Source organism: Geobacillus sp. Sah69, assembly GCF_001414205.1.
Taxonomy (GTDB): domain Bacteria; phylum Bacillota; class Bacilli; order Bacillales; family Anoxybacillaceae; genus Geobacillus; species Geobacillus stearothermophilus.
This window is the reverse complement of the sequence record NZ_LLKS01000032.1, coordinates 314,676-331,392: the sequence shown is the minus strand read 5'-3', so window position 1 is coordinate 331,392 and position 16,717 is coordinate 314,676. Positions and strand designations below refer to the sequence as shown.

Annotated in this window: 19 protein-coding genes and 1 pseudogene; 17 read left to right on the top strand and 3 right to left on the bottom strand. The window is 56.8% G+C overall.

Annotated elements, in window-relative coordinates; genetic code table 11:
• The 10 genes from AP057_RS08120 (at window position 1) to cobO (ending at window position 10,322) form a co-directional block, all read left to right on the top strand.
• Complete coding sequence (locus AP057_RS08120; RefSeq protein WP_055358480.1) at window positions 1-1,119, top strand: cobalt-precorrin-5B (C(1))-methyltransferase; 1,119 nt, start codon at window positions 1-3, stop codon at window positions 1,117-1,119.
• Window positions 1,085-2,290 (top strand): bifunctional cobalt-precorrin-7 (C(5))-methyltransferase/cobalt-precorrin-6B (C(15))-methyltransferase, encoded by a 1,206-nt coding sequence (locus AP057_RS08115; protein ID WP_055358479.1) that lies wholly within the window; start codon window positions 1,085-1,087, stop codon window positions 2,288-2,290. The genes AP057_RS08120 and AP057_RS08115 overlap by 35 nt, the downstream gene beginning before the upstream one ends.
• Entirely contained in the window at window positions 2,287-2,988 is a 702-nt protein-coding gene (gene cobI / locus AP057_RS08110) for a precorrin-2 C(20)-methyltransferase (RefSeq protein ID WP_055358478.1), read from the top strand. The genes AP057_RS08115 and cobI overlap by 4 nt, the downstream gene beginning before the upstream one ends.
• The gene (cobM, locus tag AP057_RS08105) at window positions 2,985-3,758 is read left to right on the top strand and encodes a precorrin-4 C(11)-methyltransferase (RefSeq protein WP_055358477.1); all 774 of its coding nucleotides are present in this window, start codon (window positions 2,985-2,987) and stop codon (window positions 3,756-3,758) included. The genes cobI and cobM overlap by 4 nt, the downstream gene beginning before the upstream one ends.
• A complete protein-coding gene (locus AP057_RS08100; RefSeq protein ID WP_369813958.1) occupies window positions 3,715-4,944 on the top strand; it encodes a cobalt-precorrin 5A hydrolase in 1,230 nt (409 codons plus the stop codon). The genes cobM and AP057_RS08100 overlap by 44 nt, the downstream gene beginning before the upstream one ends.
• On the top strand, window positions 4,890-6,257 hold the full coding sequence (locus AP057_RS08095; protein ID WP_055358475.1) for a cobyrinate a,c-diamide synthase: 1,368 nt from the start codon (window positions 4,890-4,892) through the stop codon (window positions 6,255-6,257). The genes AP057_RS08100 and AP057_RS08095 overlap by 55 nt, the downstream gene beginning before the upstream one ends.
• Window positions 6,250-7,752 (top strand): cobyric acid synthase, encoded by a 1,503-nt coding sequence (locus AP057_RS08090; RefSeq protein WP_055358474.1) that lies wholly within the window; start codon window positions 6,250-6,252, stop codon window positions 7,750-7,752. The genes AP057_RS08095 and AP057_RS08090 overlap by 8 nt, the downstream gene beginning before the upstream one ends.
• Window positions 7,753-7,973: 221 nt before the next feature.
• The gene (cobT, locus tag AP057_RS08085) at window positions 7,974-9,029 is read left to right on the top strand and encodes a nicotinate-nucleotide--dimethylbenzimidazole phosphoribosyltransferase (RefSeq protein WP_055358473.1); all 1,056 of its coding nucleotides are present in this window, start codon (window positions 7,974-7,976) and stop codon (window positions 9,027-9,029) included.
• The gene (gene cobA / locus AP057_RS08080) at window positions 9,026-9,796 is read left to right on the top strand and encodes a uroporphyrinogen-III C-methyltransferase (RefSeq protein WP_055358472.1); all 771 of its coding nucleotides are present in this window, start codon (window positions 9,026-9,028) and stop codon (window positions 9,794-9,796) included. Before cobT ends, cobA begins: the two co-directional genes overlap by 4 nt.
• Window positions 9,777-10,322: a cob(I)yrinic acid a,c-diamide adenosyltransferase gene (gene cobO, locus AP057_RS08075; RefSeq protein ID WP_055358471.1), complete on the top strand. Its 546-nt coding sequence runs from the start codon at window positions 9,777-9,779 to the stop codon at window positions 10,320-10,322. Before cobA ends, cobO begins: the two co-directional genes overlap by 20 nt.
• A 118-nt stretch (window positions 10,323-10,440) precedes the next feature.
• On the opposite strand, the gene AP057_RS17450 is transcribed toward cobO, so the two are convergent.
• The 3 genes from AP057_RS17450 to metA form a co-directional block, all read right to left on the bottom strand.
• Window positions 10,441-10,590, bottom strand: a complete 150-nt coding sequence (locus AP057_RS17450; protein ID WP_193442140.1) for a hypothetical protein — start codon at window positions 10,588-10,590, stop codon at window positions 10,441-10,443.
• A gap of 168 nt (window positions 10,591-10,758) precedes the next feature.
• On the bottom strand, window positions 10,759-10,854 hold the full coding sequence (locus tag AP057_RS16250; RefSeq protein WP_020959919.1) for a YjcZ family sporulation protein: 96 nt from the start codon (window positions 10,852-10,854) through the stop codon (window positions 10,759-10,761).
• Window positions 10,855-10,996: 142 nt separating this feature from the next.
• A complete protein-coding gene (gene metA, locus AP057_RS08070) occupies window positions 10,997-11,905 on the bottom strand; it encodes a homoserine O-succinyltransferase (protein WP_055358470.1) in 909 nt (302 codons plus the stop codon).
• A 119-nt stretch (window positions 11,906-12,024) separates the two neighbouring features.
• On the opposite strand from metA, the gene AP057_RS08065 reads away from it, so the two are divergent.
• From AP057_RS08065 to AP057_RS08040, 7 genes and pseudogenes are all read left to right on the top strand, one after another.
• Window positions 12,025-12,540: a hypothetical protein gene (locus AP057_RS08065; protein WP_055358469.1), complete on the top strand. Its 516-nt coding sequence runs from the start codon at window positions 12,025-12,027 to the stop codon at window positions 12,538-12,540.
• Window positions 12,541-12,599: 59 nt separating this feature from the next.
• On the top strand, window positions 12,600-13,076 hold the full coding sequence (locus AP057_RS08060; protein ID WP_055358468.1) for a glutathione peroxidase: 477 nt from the start codon (window positions 12,600-12,602) through the stop codon (window positions 13,074-13,076).
• Window positions 13,077-13,099: 23 nt separating this feature from the next.
• A pseudogene (locus tag AP057_RS08055) lies at window positions 13,100-13,729 on the top strand (HEAT repeat domain-containing protein); the annotation flags it as partial.
• A 298-nt stretch (window positions 13,730-14,027) separates the two neighbouring features.
• Entirely contained in the window at window positions 14,028-14,465 is a 438-nt protein-coding gene (locus tag AP057_RS08050; protein WP_033010047.1) for a BrxA/BrxB family bacilliredoxin, read from the top strand.
• Window positions 14,466-14,536: 71 nt separating this feature from the next.
• Window positions 14,537-14,668 (top strand): YuzL family protein, encoded by a 132-nt coding sequence (locus AP057_RS16245; protein ID WP_080729592.1) that lies wholly within the window; start codon window positions 14,537-14,539, stop codon window positions 14,666-14,668.
• Between the two features lie 252 nt (window positions 14,669-14,920).
• The gene (locus AP057_RS08045) at window positions 14,921-16,105 is read left to right on the top strand and encodes an LL-diaminopimelate aminotransferase (RefSeq protein WP_055358467.1); all 1,185 of its coding nucleotides are present in this window, start codon (window positions 14,921-14,923) and stop codon (window positions 16,103-16,105) included.
• Window positions 16,106-16,120: 15 nt separating this feature from the next.
• On the top strand, window positions 16,121-16,711 hold the full coding sequence (locus AP057_RS08040) for a YpjP family protein (RefSeq protein WP_033014071.1): 591 nt from the start codon (window positions 16,121-16,123) through the stop codon (window positions 16,709-16,711).
• The last annotated feature ends 6 nt before the right edge of the window (window positions 16,712-16,717 follow it).

Below are 16,717 nucleotides of genomic sequence, written 5' to 3'. Positions count from 1 at the left end.
ATGGAAACAAAAAAAACGCTGCGTGAAGGATATACGACCGGATCGTGCGCGGCAGCGGCCACGAAAGCCGCGCTCACAGCCCTCATCACTGGCCAAGTGCAGACAGACGCGACGATTCGCCTTCCGATCGGGCGGGTCGTCACCTTTTCACTTGCCTCTTGTTCGTTCGAAGGCGAAACGGCGACGGCCTCGGTCGTGAAGGATGGCGGCGATGATCCGGATGCGACGCACGGCGCGCTCATCGTTTCCACTGTCTCATGGGCTTCGTCGCCGGGCGTTCATATTGACGGCGGGGAAGGGGTCGGACGTGTCACCAAACCCGGCTTGCCGGTGCCGGTCGGGGAAGCGGCGATCAATCCAGTGCCGCGGCAAATGATCCGCGAAGCAGTCAACGAAGTATTGGCGCAATACGGTTTACATCGCGGGGTGAACGTTGTCATTTCCGTGCCCGGCGGCGAGGAAATCGCCAAAAAAACGTTGAATCCGAGGCTTGGCATTATGGGCGGCATTTCGATTTTAGGAACGCGGGGCATCGTCGTTCCGTTCTCGACCGCCGCCTACCGGGCGAGCATCGTACAGGCGCTTCAAGTGGCGAAAGCGAACGGTTGCCGCCATGTCGTGATCACGACCGGGGGGCGGAGCGAGAAATATGCCATGCAAGAGTATCCGCATTTGCCGGAAGAAGCATTTATTGAAATGGGTGATTTTGTCGGGTTTACGCTGAAGCAATGCAAACGGCTTGGCATCAAGATGGTGTCGATGGTCGGGATGATGGGGAAATTTTCGAAAGTCGCCCAAGGGATGATGATGGTGCACTCGAAAAGCGCTCCGGTTGACTTCGGTTTTTTGGCGGCGCTCGCTGAGCAAGCCGGCGCCTCTTCCGCGTTGGTGGCCGCGGTGCGCGGCGCGAACACGGCGGCGCAAGTCGGCGACATGATGCAAGAAGCCGGCTGCACGAAGTTTTTCGAACTGTTGTGTGAGGCGTGTTGCCGGGCAGCGCTCAACGAAGTCGGAGGCGGCTTGACGGTGGCGACGTCCATTTACACCTTGAACGGACAACGATTAGGAAAGGCGGTGCAAATTGATGGGGACGATGAAACTGATCGGCGTGGGAGCTGACGGGAAGGCAAGTCTTCCTGAGCTGTATCGGCGCTGGATTGATGAAAGCGAACTGCTTGTCGGCGGCGAGCGGCAGCTGGCGATGTTTCCCGATTACAAAGGAGAAACGATCGTCATCCGCCGCGGACTGGCGGAGCTGGTGGAGCGGCTTCGGCACGAGACGCGCCGTACTGTCGTGCTGGCGTCTGGCGATCCGCTCTTTTACGGCATCGGCAGCTATTTGGCCGGCAAATTGCCGATTGAGGTGTATCCGGCGATCAGCTCGGTGCAATGGGCGTTTGCGAAAATGGGGGAGTCTTGGCAAGATGCCGCATTTGTAAGCGCCCATGGCCGCCCGCTCACCGGCCTCGTGCAACGGATCGACGGGCGGCGCAAAGTCGCCATCTTAACCGATGAGACGAACTCGCCGGCCGTCATCGCCCGCTATTTGCTCGAGTACGGCATGACGGAATATGAGGCGTTTGTCGGCGAGGAGCTCGGCGGCCCGAACGAGCGCTGCCGCTTGTTTTCGTTGGAAGAGATGGCGGAAGCCGAGTTTCTTCCATTAAATATAGTCATTTTGCGGCAGACAGCGCCAAGCCCGGTTTGGCCGTTCGGCATTGAGGATGACGAGTTTTTTCAGCGCAAGCCGGACAAAGGATTGATTACGAAAAAAGAAATCCGAGTTTTAAGTCTAAGCGCCTTGCGCTTGCGCCCGGACAGCGTCGTCTGGGATATTGGAACGTGCACCGGTTCGGTGGCGATTGAAGCGGCGAAAATCGCCCGCGACGGCGCCGTGTTTGCGATTGAAAAAAATGAACAAGATATCGAACTTTGCCGGCAAAACTTGCGCAAATTCCGCGTCGATATCACACTTGTGCACGGCAGGGCGCCCGATCGGCTCGATGAGTTTGCCGACCCGGATGCCATCTTTATCGGCGGCACGTCAGGCGCGATGTCGCCGTTGTTGGACGTCTGTGCGAAACGGCTGAAGAAAAATGGACGCATCGTGATCAACGCGGCAACGGTTGAGACGCTTGCTGAAGCGGGCCGCGAGCTGCGCAGCCGTGGATTTCATGTTGACATCACGCTCGCGCAAGTGTCGCGAAGCAAGCCCATTTTAGAGTTGACGCGCTTTGAGGCGCTCAATCCAGTGTATATCATGACAGCCAAGCGGGAGGGAGACGAATGACCGGCACGTTGTACGGCATCGGTGTTGGCCCGGGCGATCCAGAGCTCATGACGGTGAAAGCATACCGCCGCCTAAAAGAAGCGGATGTCATCGCTTATCCAAAAAAAGGGCGGCAAAGCAAAAGCTATGCCGAACAAATTATCGACGCGTATTTTGCGCCGGAGGAAAAACGCCGGCTTGGGCTTCATTTTCCGATGACAAAAGACGTGGCCGTGCTTGAACCAAAATGGAACGAAGCAGCCGACGCCATTTGGGCGGAACTGTCGGCTGGGCGCGATGTGGCGTTTGTCACCGAAGGCGATCCGCTGTTGTACAGCACGTTCATCCATTTGATGCATGTGATGGAGCGACGCTATCCAGACGCGCCGATCGAAGTCGTCCCCGGCGTCAGCTCGGCGAACGCCGCCGCCGCCCGGCTTCGCCTGCCGCTTGCGGACGGCGATGAAACCGTGGCGATCGTGCCCGCCCGCGACGATGTTGAGGCGATGAAAGCAGTGCTTCTTGAGCACGATTGCGTTGTCTTTTTTAAAGTGGCGAAAGTGATCGATTTGCTGATTCGTCTGTTGCGGGAACTCGATTTGCTTCATCGCGCCGCTGTTGTGACGAAAGTGACGTCCGGCGAGGAAGTCGTGTGGAAGGTCGAGGAGCTCGACGGAGCGGAACTCGAATATTTGACATTGATGGTGGTGAGAAAGTGAAGCTGTATATCATCGGAGCGGGGCCGGGAGCGCCGGATTTGATCACCGTTCGAGGAGCGGAGCTGTTGGCCGCGGCGGACGCCATTTTTTACACCGACTCGTTAGTGAGCGAAGAACTGATTGAGCGTTACCGGAAGCCGGAGGCAGAGGTGTTTCATACAGCCGGCATGCATTTGGAACAAATGGTGGCGATGATGGCCGACAAGGTGAGGCAAGGCCGGCTCGTCGTCCGCGTGCATACGGGTGATCCATCGATTTACGGGGCGACGCTCGAGCAAATCGCCTTATTGAAAGGAGAAGGAATTGAAGTCGAAATCGTCCCCGGTGTCAGTTCGGCGTTTGCGGCCGCGGCCTCGGTGCAGGCCGAGCTCACCGTCCCCGAATTGACGCAGACGGTCATTTTCACCCGCGCCGAGGGGCGGACGCCGGTGCCGCCGCGTGAGAAATTGCAGGAGCTGGCCCAGCATCATTGCACCCTTGTCCTTTTTTTAAGCGCGACGCTTGCCAAAAAAGTAAGCGCGGCGCTCCTTGACGCGGGCTGGAGCGGTGATACGCCGGTGGCGGTCGTCTATAAGGCGACATGGCCGGATGAAGTGGTGATTCGTTCCACCGTTGCCACAATGGCTGACGATATGCGGCGCTATGGCGTGACGAAGCACGCCATCATCTTAGCCGGCTGGGCGCTCGATCCGCATATTCATGGACAAGGCTATCGGTCGAAGCTGTATGACCGGACGTTTACGCACGGATATCGAAAGGGGGAGGCGTAAGGTGGGGGATGTTTCCATAAACAACGAAAGGAACGGCGTCTATGCGGTCGTGGCCATTACGAAACACGGGGTCGAGATCGCCCGCCGGCTCGGCGGCGCGCTAGTTGGAGCGGATGTGTATTATACGGAGAAATTCGCCCGCGGCGATGAAGCCGAGCACGGGATCCGCTTGTTTTCCGGCAACGTGAAGACGTTGCTGCCGGAGCTGTTCGCCCGCTACGACGGGCTCATTTGCATCATTTCGCTCGGCGCGGTCGTCCGGATGATCGCTCCATTGCTGAAAGATAAAAAGACCGATCCGGCGGTTGTCGTCATTGATGATAAAGGAGAACATGTCATCAGCGTATTATCCGGCCATTTAGGAGGCGCCAACGAACTGACGCGGCGTGTGGCCGCCATATTGGGCGCCCGCCCGGTCATTACGACCGCTTCCGATGTGCAGCAGACGATCGCTGTTGATCTATTCGGCCGCGAATTCGGCTGGGAATGGGAGTCGGATGACAACTTGACGCCGGTGAGCGCGGCTGTTGTCAATGAAGAACCGGTCGCCATTGTGCAAGAGTCAGGAGAACCAAATTGGTGGCCGGCGGGCCGCCCGCTGCCAAAAAACATCACCGTGTACGGCTCGATCGCGGAGACGCTGTCCGCTCGCCCGACGGCGGCGCTTGTGGTCACTCACCGGCTGCTTGCGCCGGAAGAAGAAGCGATTTTGCAAAACGGCGTCTTGTATCGCCCGAAAGTGATCGCCCTTGGCATCGGCTGCAACCGCGGCACATCGGCTGACGAAATCGAAGCGGTCATCCGCGAGACGCTCAATGAGCTGCGCTTTTCGCTCAAAAGCGTCAAAGCGGTGTGCACCATTGACTTGAAAAAGGATGAACAAGGCCTTTTGGAGGTAGTCAACAAATATCGATGGAAATTGGTTGCATATACGCCAGAAGAGCTGAACACGGTGCCGATCGAAGCGCCGTCGGAGACCGTGTTTCGCTACACCGGCGCCTACGGGGTGAGCGAGCCGGCGGCGAAATTGTACAGCGGGGCCGATCGAATGGCGCTCGTGAAAAAGAAATCGGGCAACGTGACGATTTCGGTGGCACTGATCGATCACAGACGCAGAAAGGAGAGCGAGCCATGCGACGGCTTGTCATCGCTGCGCCAGGAAGCGGAGCCGGCAAAACGACTGTAACGCTCGGCTTGATGGCGGCCATGAGGCAGCAAGGATATACGGTGCAAGGGTTTAAATGCGGACCAGACTACATTGATCCGACGTACCATACGGCGGTCACCGGCCGGCCGGCGCGCAACTTGGACAGCTGGATGGCCGGCCGTGCGAACGTGCGCCAAATGTTGGCGAACGGCTGCCAAGGGGCGGATCTCGCCATCATCGAGGGGGTGATGGGGCTGTTTGACGGCAAGCAGCCGCTGTCTGATGAAGGATCGACAGCCGATATTGCGGCATTGACGGAAAGCCCGGTGCTGCTTGTCATTGACGCCGCCGGCATGGCCCGCAGCGCTGCTGCCATCGTCCGCGGGTTTCAAACTTTTCACCCCAACGTCCGCATTGCCGGCGTGTTTGCGAACCGCGTCGGCGGCGAAGGGCATTTCCGGCTGATTCAGGCGGCCATCGAGCAAATGTGCGGCATCCCGGCGGTCGGTTATTTGCCAAAAGACGAGGCTCTGACGTTGCCCGAGCGGCATTTAGGGCTCGTACCGTCGGTGGAGCGCGGCGAATTGGATGCTTTTTTTGCCGCCCTTGGGGAAAAAGTAGCGGAAACAGTCGATTGGGAGGCGCTGCTTCAAATCGCCGAGTCCGCTCCGCCTCTGGAGGCGCCTGCGCCGCTTGTCCAGCCAAGCCGGACGTATCCGGTTCGCATCGCGGTGGCGAAGGATGCCGCCTTCCACTTTTACTATCCAGAAAACTTGGAGATATTGGCCGCCTATGGCGCGGAACTTGTTTATTTCTCTCCGCTCGCCGGCGAGCCGCTTCCGGAAGGCGCCGACGGGCTGTATATCGGCGGTGGCTTCCCGGAGGAATTTGCCGCTGAGCTGGCGCGGCAGACGGCGGCGAAACAGTCGATCCGGGCGGCGATTGAATCCGGTTTGCCGACGCTGGCTGAGTGCGGCGGATTTATGTTTCTCACTGAACAGCTTGTGACGACGAGCGGGGAGGCGTACGACATGGTCGGCGTCATTCCGGGGCGGGTCGTCATGCAGCGGACGCTGGCGGCGCTTGGGTATCGCGAAGTGCGCGGGCGGAAAGGGAATTTTCTATTGCCGGAAGGAGAAACAGCGCGCGGACATGAATTCCATTATTCGGTGTACGAACCGCGGAGCGAGATGCCGTTTGCTTATGACACGAGCGGCCGGAAAGGAATAAAGCCGGACGGTTGTCTAATGCACCGGCTTGTCGCCGGCTACGTCCATTTCCATTTCGCGTCCGCCCCGGCGATGGCTGAACGATGGCTCGCCGAATGCGAGAAGGTGACCATCAATGGCTAAGGCGCTGCCGATTATGTTTCAAGGCACCCATTCTGATGCCGGCAAAAGCGTCATCGCCACCGCGTTTTGCCGCATGTTTGCCCAAGACGGCTGGAAGACGGCGCCGTTCAAGTCGCAAAACATGTCGTTAAACTCCTACGTGACGCCGGACGGAAACGAAATCGGACGGGCGCAAGGAATTCAGGCCGAAGCGGCCGGAGTGGCGGCGCGCGCTGAGATGAATCCGATTTTGATTAAGCCAAGCCGCGAGCATGAATCGCAAATCGTTGTGCTTGGCAAACCGTACGGCAATATGCAGGCGTTCGCCTACCGAAACGAGTTTTTCGACCAAGGGCTGGCCGTCATTCGCCAGTCGCTTGAAACGCTGATGAACGAATACGACCGGCTTGTCATCGAAGGAGCGGGAAGCCCGGCGGAAGTGAATTTAAACGACCGTGAGCTCGTCAACATGCGCATCGCCCGTCTCGCCAACGCCCCGGTCGTGTTGATCGGCGATATTGAGCGGGGCGGGGTGTTCGCGAGCCTCGTCGGAACGCTGTCGCTGCTTGAGCCTGAGGACCGAAAGCGGGTCATTGGGGTCATCATTAACAAGTTTCGCGGCGATGTGTCACTGCTTAAACCGGGGCTTGATTGGTTTGAGCAGCACACCGGTGTGCCGGTGCTCGGCGTTGTCCCCTATTTGCCGGATTTGACGATCGATGCGGAAGATTCGCTGTCGCTTGAGCGGTTTGCTTCATCTGTCGGGGGAGAGGAAGCGATTGACATCGTCGTCATCCGCTATCCGAAAATCGCCAATTTCACCGATATCGACCCGCTTTTGGCCGAACCGGACTGCCGCGTCCGGTTGGTGACGCACGTGGGTGAACTCGGCGAGCCGGATGTGATCGTGCTGCCGGGAAGCAAAAACACGATCGAAGACTTGATTTATATGAAGAAAAGAGGACTCGCTTCCCGCATTGTGTCGCTTGTCAATGAAGGAAAAGCGAGGGTCGTCGGCTTATGCGGCGGCTACCAAATGCTTGGCGCCGTCATCCGCGATCCGTATGGAGTCGAGACGCCGCTTTTGGAAGTCAAAGGGCTTGGGTTGCTGCCGATGGAAACGACGCTTGAGCGGACGAAAATCACGATCCGTTCCGAAGGAGTGCTTACATGGGGCGGAGAGCGATTTGCCGTGCAAGGATACGAAATTCATATGGGCCGCTCGGCGCCGCTTTCTGGCTATGCGCCGCTTATTGAGGCGGACGGCCGTCATGAAGGGGCGAAGCACAGTGATGAGCGGGTGCTGGGCACGTACATGCACGATTTGTTTCATAACGATGCGTTCCGCACCGCTTTTTTGAATGCTATTCGCCGCGAAAAGGGAGCTCCGTTGCACGGCGCTGTATCGTTTCACACCCGTAAGGAAGCGATGTTTGACCGGCTTGCCGCCCATGTCCGCGAGCATGTCGACGTCGGACGGATCGAACAGATGATGCGTCAATTTCAGCGGCTGTGATCGATATGGAAAATGGTGGTGCGGAGGAACGGCCGATATGGCCCGCTTTTGCCGAGCGATTGGCTCGGTTTGGGGGTGCGAATTCCTCTGTAAAGCGGGGGGTGGCCGGCCTTCCACTGCGCTAAAGCGTGACGGGGGAAAGCTGCTTTTTCGCCCCTCAATCATAGACGAGAAAGGAGGAAGCGCCTATTCCCGCTTGATGGGGATATGGTGCGACCGTGATGAATGCTTCCATCCCACCGATCCGCCGTGAAATGGTGGAACAAGCACGTGATTACATCAATCAGCTGACGAAACCGCCCGGCAGCCTCGGCCGTCTGGAAGAAGTGGCGGCCGCGCTTGCCGGTATGACTGGAGAGCTGCTCCCACGCGTCACTCCGCCCGGAGTGCTCGTGTTTGCGGCCGACCATGGCGTCGCGGAAGAAGGGGTGTCCGCCTATCCAGCCGAAGTGACGGCGCAAATGGTGTACAACTTTGCCAACGGCGGAGCGGCAATCAACGCCTTCAGCCGGCAAATCGGCGCGTTGCTTCAAGTCATTGATGTCGGTGTCGCCGTGCCAATTGCTGATGAGCGTGTCATTCAGAAGAAGGTGCGCCCGGGAACGAACAATTTCGCCAAAACGGAAGCGATGACGCCGTCCGAGGCCGAACAGGCGCTTCATGTCGGTTACGAACAGGCGGCGTCCATCATTGAACAAGGCGCCCGCACGCTTATTGTCGGCGAAATGGGCATCGGCAATACAACCGCTGCGAGCGCTTTATTGGCCACGCTCTCCGAGGAGCCGCTTGAGCGCATCGTTGGCAAAGGAAGCGGCATTCAAGAGGAGATGCTTGCCCATAAACGGGACGTCATCCGCCGGGCGCTCTTGCTTCATCGCCCCAATCCGGCGAAGCCAGTTGAATGGCTTTCGAAAATCGGCGGGTTGGAGATTGCGGCTATGGCCGGGGCGATGTTGGCAGCCGCTGAACGGCGCATTCCGATTTTGCTTGACGGCTTTATTTGCACGGTGGCTGCCCTTGTGGCCCGCCAGTTTGCCGGGAACGTCGCCGACTATATGATTGCCGGCCATCGTTCCGAAGAGCCGGGGCACAGCATAGCCCTTCGTTTGCTTGGGAAAGAGCCGCTTTTGGATCTTGGCCTGCGCCTTGGCGAAGGAAGCGGAGCTGCTGTGGCGTTTCCGCTCTTGGTGTCCGCGACGGCGATGGTGAACGAAATGGCGACATTCGCTTCGGCGGGCGTTTCCACCGCTGATGCGAAAGGAGAGAACGGGAAATGACCATCGGCAAAGTGTATTTAGTCGGCGCCGGGCCGGGCGATGAAAAGCTCATCACGGTTTACGGCCGCGAATGCCTAGAGCGGGCGGATGTCATTATTTACGACCGGCTCATCAACCGGAAGCTGCTGCGCTACGCAAAGCCGGGCGCTGAGGTTCTTTACTGCGGCAAAGAGCCGGGAAAACATGACACCGTTCAAGAACAAATTCACGAGCTGCTCGTTTGGCATGCGCAACAAGGCAAAACGGTCGTCCGCTTAAAAGGCGGCGATCCGTGTGTGTTTGGCCGCGTTGGCGAAGAAGCGGAAGTGTTGGCGAAAGCCGGCATTCCGTTTGAAATCGTTCCCGGGGTGACATCCGGCATCGCTGTTCCGGCGTATGCCGGCATTCCGGTCACCCACCGGGATTACGCTGACTCGGTGGCGATCGTCAGCGGGCATCGGAGCGAGCAAGTCGATTGGGAGGCGATCGCCCGCGGATGCGATACGATCCTTGTCTACATGGGAGCGGCCAATTTACCGGATATTTGCGGCCGGCTGATGGCGGCGGGCAAGCCGTCGGATGCACCGGCGGCCGTCATTGAATGGGGGACGACTGAGCGGCAGCGCACCGTGGCGGCGCCGCTGGCGACGTTGCCGGACGAGGCGGAACAGGCGGGCATTTCCCATCCGGCCATCATCATCATCGGCGATGTCGTTCGCCTGCGTGAGACGATTCGATGGTTTCCAGAGGGGCAAGGAGGCGTGGGCAATGCCGACGCCTCGTCGTAGAGGGCGTGTCATCGTGTATACGGGCGATGGGAAAGGAAAAACGACGGCCGCATTGGGGCTTGCCCTGCGCGCGGTTGGGCGGGGAATGAACGTCGCCATTTTGCAATTTGTCAAGTCTCCAGAGCGCACGTACGGCGAGCAGCTCGCCCTTCGCCGCCTCGGCGTCGAGGTGCGCCAACTCGGCGCTGGCTTCACTTGGACGAAAACGCCGGACATCCACCGTGAAGCGCTGAGACACGCATGGGCGCTGGCGAAACAGTATATTCATTCCGGCCGGTATGACCTTATTGTGCTGGACGAATTGAACAATGCTCTCGCTATCGATCGGTTTCCGGTTCACGACATTGTATCGGTCGAGGAGGTGCTCGAGGCAATCCGGACGCGTCCGCCGGCGCTTCATCTTGTCATCACCGGGCGCAGCGCTGATTCGAAGTTGATTGCCGCCGCCGATATCGCGACCGAGATGGCGCTCATCAAGCATGATTATGAACAAGGGACGAAAGCCATGAAAGGAATCGAATTTTAGCGACTAACAGGGGCCGGCTTAAAAGGCTGTCTGTCCTTCGGGGAAAGGCACAATATGAACGACGAACCGGTTCGATACGAAAAAGGTGTCTCGCTACTTTTGAGACACCTTTTTCCATTTATCGGTCCGTATCCGTTTTATCGCTTTGCTCTTTATGCTGCCGCCGTCCTTTGCTGTTGTCGCCGGTTATCGGGCCGTGAAGCAATGCCATCGGGTCTTGCGTCGGCGCGTTTTGATTCCGGCTTCCGTTGTTCGGTCGTTTCGTCATACGTCACACCTCCTTTAGGCACGCTGACCATACCATTAGCATAGACCGACGAACCCTTTTTATTCCGCCGCAACATGAAAAAACGCGGGGAACGCCGTTCTGGCGCTCGCCCGCGGTGATGACGGCCGGGTGCTGGCAAACACGGCGGCCGGAGAAAGGGATTACGGTTTAGTAAACGTAGCCGCCGAACGCAGCCCCGACAATAATGAGCAAAATAAACAAGACAACGATCAGCGCAAAGCCATTGCCATGCCAAGCGCCCATCCCGTTCACCTCCCTGCAAAATCTACTATATGGTATGCCATTCATTGCACGAAGGAACGGGGCAATTGTCGGAAAATGACAAAATAAGAAAAACGCCTTGCTAGGAAAAGCAAAGGCGTTATTGTCGAATGATATTTTCCTTTCATTCCCAAACGTAGGGCGTTTCCTGATACACGTAATAGTTCAGCCAGTTGACAAACAACAAGTTCGCATGCGAGCGCCATGTATTGAGCGGCGGCTGGCTTGGGTCGTCGTTCGGAAAGTATGATTCCGGAATGTGAATCGGCAGCCCTTTCGCCAAATCGCGTTCATACTCGTCCTTTAACGTCGTCGCGTCATATTCCGGATGGCCGGTCAAGAAAATTTGCCGCCCGTCGTTCGAAGCGACGAGAGAAACACCGGCTTTGTCGGCGGTCGACAAAATCGTCAGCTCCGGCACTTTTTCAATGTCCTCGCGTTTGACATCCGTATGGCGGGAGTGCGGCATGCGGAACACATCGTCAAAACCGCGCAATAGTTTTACGTTTTTCACTTCCACCGTATGGTTGAACACACCGAAGCATTTTTCCGGCAATGGGTATTTCGGAATGCCGTAGTGATAATATAAGCCAGCTTGTGCCCCCCAACAAATGTGCAACGTTGACGTGACGTTCGTTTTCGTCCATTCCATAATTTCCGTCAATTCTCCCCAATAGTTGACCTCTTCAAACGGCATTTGCTCGACCGGCGCTCCGGTGATGATCATCCCGTCGAACTTGCGATGGCGAATGTGCGGGAAAATCGTGTAAAATTGTTCTAAATGATGTTTGCTTGTCGTTTTCGGCTCATGGGTCGCCGGGCGCAAAAAGGTGATGTTCACTTGCAGCGGCGAGTTGCCGAGCAGGCGCAATAGCTGCGTTTCCGCTTTTTCTTTTTCCGGCATTAAGTTTAAAATAACGATATTGAGCGGGCGGATATCTTGCGAATACGCCCGTTCTTCGTCCATCACGAAAATGTTTTCTTGTTCGAGTATTTCTTTCGCCGGCAAGTCTTTTGGAATGTTGATTGGCAATGGTGTCCCCTCCGTTTCCGTCTCGTTACTAAATACCTTAATTATAAAAACTTTGTCAACATTCTTCAATTGATTTTTTGACCTTAAAACAGCTTGTGAACAAAAAGGGGGAATCCCGATTGGATCCGACCGCCTTTGACAATTTAAAAACGGTGTTGGAAGGAGCCGTCTATGATGCCGACTTGCAAGGGCGCATTGCCGTCACCGACCGCCGCGATCTCGCCGATTTGGCCCGCCTGTCGCGCGAGTACGCCATTTCCTTTCAACAGGCCGGTGCGCCTGAACCGCCGGTCGTCTGCACGGTGCGGCTTACGATCGATTTTGCCGAACTGGTGAATGAACGGCTCCATCACGGCCAGGCCGGCTGCCGGCTTGCGGTCTCGTTCGCCTTGCCGGTGCGCCGCCTGTCCGTTTGTGCGCTTATCGAAGGAACGCTGCGGACGATTTGGGGCAAGGAGCGAATCATTCGGCAAACGCTCCGCTTTCCGTTTCCGCATGAACGCGGCTCGTATGAAAATGAAGCCGTGGTCGAATTTGCCCGCCTCATTTACGAAAAAAACGCGGCCGATTTACCGGAAATGGTGCCGTATATGATTTCCTCGCTCGAACAGCTGCAGCCATTTGCCGGCCAGTAACGGTGCAAAAAGTGGAAACAAACGGAGAAATCGGCTATGATGGGGGTGAGGTGAGAACGATGAGTGTGTATGAATTCAGCGTCAAAACGATTCGCGGAGAGGAACAACCGCTTTCCGTCTATCGAGGCAACGTGCTGTTGATTGTCAACACGGCGAGCCGTTGCGGCTTCACCCCGCAGTATAAAGAACTGCAGGAGCTGTATGACGAATATCGCGATCGCGGGTTTGTTGTGCTCGGCTTTCCGTGCAACCAGTTCGGCGGCCAAGAGCCGGGGACGGAAGAGGAAATTGAACAATTTTGCCAGTTGAATTACGGTGTGACGTTCCCGCTGTTTGCGAAAGTGGATGTGAATGGCGATCACGCCCATCCGCTGTTTCAATATTTGAAAGAAGAGGCGCCGGGGGCATTGGGAACAAAGGCGATCAAATGGAATTTCACGAAGTTTTTGGTCGACCGCAACGGCAAGGTTGTAGCTCGTTTCGCACCGCAAACAAAGCCAAGCGAGCTGAGAAAGGAAATTGAAAAGCTGCTGTAAGGCAAGGAGGGGTAACGCTTGCCGTCGATGAGCTGTCGGCAGCCTATCCGCCCGAGCGGCTGGAGCGGATCGTCAACATGTTCCGCCGCGGCGAGCAGGAAAAAACGGTGCAAAAGCGTCCAAGCCTCAAAGTGACGAGCGAGATGCTCGATGACCCGGATTGGCGCAAACGGTATGCCGCGCTCGAACAGATGGCCGAGCCGACCGAGGACGATATCCCGGTGTTGGCCAAGGCGCTCAAGGATGAAAAAATGGCGATTCGCCGCCTGGCGACGGCATACCTTGGCATGATCGGCGGGAAAAAGGTGCTTCCGTATTTGTACAAAGCGCTAAAAGATCCGGCTGTCGCTGTCCGCCGCACTGCCGGCGACTGTTTGTCCGACATCGGCGACCCGGACGCCATTCCGGCCATGATCGAGGCGCTCAAGGACGAAAGCAAGCTCGTTCGTTGGCGCGCGGCTATGTTTTTGTACGAAGTCGGCGATGAATCGGCCTTGCCGGCGTTAAAAGCGGCGGAAAACGATCCGGAATTTGAGGTCAGCTTGCAAGTGAAAATGGCGATCGAACGGATTGAAGGCGGCGAAGAGGCGAAAGGCTCCGTCTGGAAGCAAATGACGGAAAGTCGAAAAAAAGAGAACAAGACGGAGAAATAAAAAAAGGCGCGCCGGCCGGCGCGTCTCTTTCTTTGGCCAAACAAGCGATTCTTGTTAAGTCGTCACGGTTGTGCTCAAGATACGTTCATTCTATTTGAATGTTCCACGCTGCAGTCACTGACGGCAGCCACTTCATTTTCGGGTTTGCGGCTGTTTCCCAGCCGGCGCTGATTTGGAGGGGCGTCTTCCCCCGGCCATCGGCTTTTCACTTGCCGCTGGCAGCCGTCTTCATTGATTTTTTCGTGCGAAGTATAGTATGCTGATAGCACAACGATGATCATATGGAGGGATGATGGCCATGTCGATGGCATATGAAGAATATATGCGTCAGCTCGTGCAGCCGATGCGCGATGAGCTTGTCCGCGCCGGTTTCCGCGAATTGCGCACGAGTGAGGAAGTCGAGCAGTTTATGGAACAAGTGGAAGGAACGACGTTTGTCTTTGTCAACTCAGTGTGCGGCTGCGCCGCCGGACTGGCGCGCCCGGCCGCGACGCAGGCGGTGCTTAGGAGCGAGAAAAAGCCGGATCATCTTGTGACGGTATTCGCCGGCCAAGACAAAGAGGCGACGGCGAAAATGCGCGAGTACTTTGTCGGCTATGCGCCGTCCTCGCCGTCGATGGCGCTCTTAAAAGGAAAGGAAGTTGTTCATTTTATCCCGCGCGAAGACATCGAGTTTCACTCGATGGAGGACGTGATGGAAAACATTTTGGCTGCGTTTGACAAATATTGTAACTGATGCCTTATGCCTTCCCAGGCCTTGCATACCACTGCCGGCGCCGGGGAACGATAAGGGCGGAGGTGATCGGCATGCCGAAGCGGAAAAAAGACCGTTCGAAAACGGGCGTCAGCGCCCCGGAGGTGAGGGGACAAGGCACGACGCAAACGGAAACAGGCGCCTACGAGCTTGATTCTGCGCGCAAAAAAACGAAAATCGACTGAAAGAAAACGGAGCTCCTGTGCGGAGCTCCGTTTTCGCTGCCGCCGTCAGGCATTGGCGATGCAGCTGTAAATGAAATACAACAACGTAATGAGGCTGGCCGCAAAAAAGATGGTTGTCATCGCTGTTTTCCCGCCTTTCTGTCTATGTTTTCCCCTTGAACATATGATACACTATTCATGTAATCATAGTATATACCAACCAAAAGTGAAAAGGAAAAGCGGTTTTTGTTTTGGCAAGGGAGAGGAAAGACGATGAAAAGGGCGAAACGAATGAACGCATTTTCTGCATCGATTTTTGCCGAATTGGCGGCGTATCGCCAACAGCGGTGCCATCTTCATGACGAGTGGATCGATTTAAGCGTCGGCAGCCCGGATTTGCCCCCGGCGCCGTTTGTGCGTGAGGCGATCGCCCGCTACGCCAACGAGCCGAATGCGTACGGCTACACATTAAGGGGCATTCGCGAGTTTCGTGAAGCGGTCGCCGACTATTATCGCACGGCGCATGGCGTCGTGCTCGATCCGGAGACGGAAGTAACGTACGTCATCGGATCACAGGACGGGCTCGTGCATTTGCCGATGGTGTTCGCCGACCCGGGGGATGTCATTTTATTGCCGGATCCCGGGTATCCGGCGTATGCGGCGGGGGTGGCAATGGCGGAAGCGGAGCCGTATTTTCTGCCGCTGAGGGAGGAAAACCGCTTTTTGCCGGATTTGCGTGCGATCCCGGAGGACATTGCCAAACGGGCGACAATCATGTTTATCAACTTCCCTGGAAATCCAGTTCCAGCTATAGCGACAGAATCGTTTTATCGCGAAGTGGTCGAGTTTGCGAAGCGGTACGATATTCTCGTTGTGTCCGATTTTGCTTACGGCGAGCTGTATTATGACGGAAACAAACCGGTGAGTTTTCTTTCTGTTCCAGGCGCAAAGGACGTTGGCGTGGAGATCAATTCGTTGTCCAAAAGCTACAACATGGCCGGCTGCCGGGTCGGCTATTTGTGCGGAAATGCCGAGGTGATTCGCACGTTCGCCGAGTTTAAGTCGAATTTGGATTATGGCGTCTTTTGGCCGATTCAAAAAGCGGCGGCCGAAGTGCTGCGTCATGGGGCCGACTTTTGCGCCGAAAGCCGCGCGATCTATCAATCGCGCCGCGATGCGCTCGTTGACGGGTTGGCCGACATCGGCTGGGCGGTTGACCGTCCGCAAGCCGGTATGTTCGTGTGGGCGAAAATTCCGGACGGCTTTACATCGCTTTCGTTTGCGAAGGCGCTCATCGACCAAGCGGGCGTCGTCGTCACGCCCGGGCACGCGTTTGGGCCAAGCGGCGAGGGCTATGTGCGCATCGCCCTCGTCCAGCCGGAGGCGGTGTTGCGCCGGGCGGTCGCCAAATTAAAAGCGACCGGTTTGTTTGCGTCTTTAGCCGCTGATCGGCGGTAGTGGGAGGTGAAGGCGATGAAGCTGCCGTCTTGGCTTCGAAAAACGCTTGTTGCCGCCATTACCGTCTGCACGTTTGGACTCGTCACACCGCCCGCTTCGCTGCTCGCGGCCAAAGAGCCGCCGTCAGATGACGCCCCGTCTCCCGATTGGAAGCATTCCCAAGCAGACCATGCGGCAGAAGCTGTTTCTGTTTCGTTAACTCGTGAACAGTTTATCGAAGAGACGATGGAAAAGGCAGTGGCGCAGTCGTACGAAAAGTTTGGCCGCAAAATCGCCCCGGTTATTGAAGATGAATTTCGCACCGTCATCTTGCCGCGCATCGAAGAGGTGATTGCCGGGCTGGCTGAACGCTGTCCGGAAGAAGAGCTCCGTTATTTGGCCGTATCGGAAAATCCGTCCGGCGGGCAAGGGGAACGCATTTTCCATATTTACCGCGCCGATACGGCAGAAGATGTCATTCGCTTTCACGTCCGCCGCGAACATCCGCCGCAGGACGGGTACTGGTTTCAATTTCACTATCATACTTGCGATGATGGCTTTCAAGCTCACTATGAACTCGGGAAAATCTACTGGTCCAAAAATACGCCGCCGAATTGGCGCACATAAACCGCT

What these genes read in the sequence shown, in the direction of transcription:
- AP057_RS08120 (WP_055358480.1), top strand. Translation starts at nt 1, where the DNA reads ATGGAAACAAAAAAAACGCTGCGTGAAGGATATACGACCGGATCGTGC.
- AP057_RS08115 (WP_055358479.1), top strand. Translation starts at nt 1,085, where the DNA reads ATGGGGACGATGAAACTGATCGGCGTGGGAGCTGACGGGAAGGCAAGT.
- cobI (WP_055358478.1), top strand. Translation starts at nt 2,287, where the DNA reads ATGACCGGCACGTTGTACGGCATCGGTGTTGGCCCGGGCGATCCAGAG.
- AP057_RS08100 (WP_369813958.1), top strand. Translation starts at nt 3,715, where the DNA reads ATGACCGGACGTTTACGCACGGATATCGAAAGGGGGAGGCGTAAGGTG.
- AP057_RS08095 (WP_055358475.1), top strand. Translation starts at nt 4,890, where the DNA reads ATGCGACGGCTTGTCATCGCTGCGCCAGGAAGCGGAGCCGGCAAAACG.
- AP057_RS08090 (WP_055358474.1), top strand. Translation starts at nt 6,250, where the DNA reads ATGGCTAAGGCGCTGCCGATTATGTTTCAAGGCACCCATTCTGATGCC.
- cobT (WP_055358473.1), top strand. Translation starts at nt 7,974, where the DNA reads ATGAATGCTTCCATCCCACCGATCCGCCGTGAAATGGTGGAACAAGCA.
- cobA (WP_055358472.1), top strand. Translation starts at nt 9,026, where the DNA reads ATGACCATCGGCAAAGTGTATTTAGTCGGCGCCGGGCCGGGCGATGAA.
- cobO (WP_055358471.1), top strand. Translation starts at nt 9,777, where the DNA reads ATGCCGACGCCTCGTCGTAGAGGGCGTGTCATCGTGTATACGGGCGAT.
- AP057_RS17450 (WP_193442140.1), bottom strand. Translation starts at nt 10,590, where the DNA reads ATGACGAAACGACCGAACAACGGAAGCCGGAATCAAAACGCGCCGACG.
- AP057_RS16250 (WP_020959919.1), bottom strand. Translation starts at nt 10,854, where the DNA reads ATGGGCGCTTGGCATGGCAATGGCTTTGCGCTGATCGTTGTCTTGTTT.
- AP057_RS08060 (WP_055358468.1), top strand. Translation starts at nt 12,600, where the DNA reads ATGAGTGTGTATGAATTCAGCGTCAAAACGATTCGCGGAGAGGAACAA.
- AP057_RS08050 (WP_033010047.1), top strand. Translation starts at nt 14,028, where the DNA reads ATGTCGATGGCATATGAAGAATATATGCGTCAGCTCGTGCAGCCGATG.
- AP057_RS16245 (WP_080729592.1), top strand. Translation starts at nt 14,537, where the DNA reads ATGCCGAAGCGGAAAAAAGACCGTTCGAAAACGGGCGTCAGCGCCCCG.
- AP057_RS08045 (WP_055358467.1), top strand. Translation starts at nt 14,921, where the DNA reads ATGAAAAGGGCGAAACGAATGAACGCATTTTCTGCATCGATTTTTGCC.
- AP057_RS08040 (WP_033014071.1), top strand. Translation starts at nt 16,121, where the DNA reads ATGAAGCTGCCGTCTTGGCTTCGAAAAACGCTTGTTGCCGCCATTACC.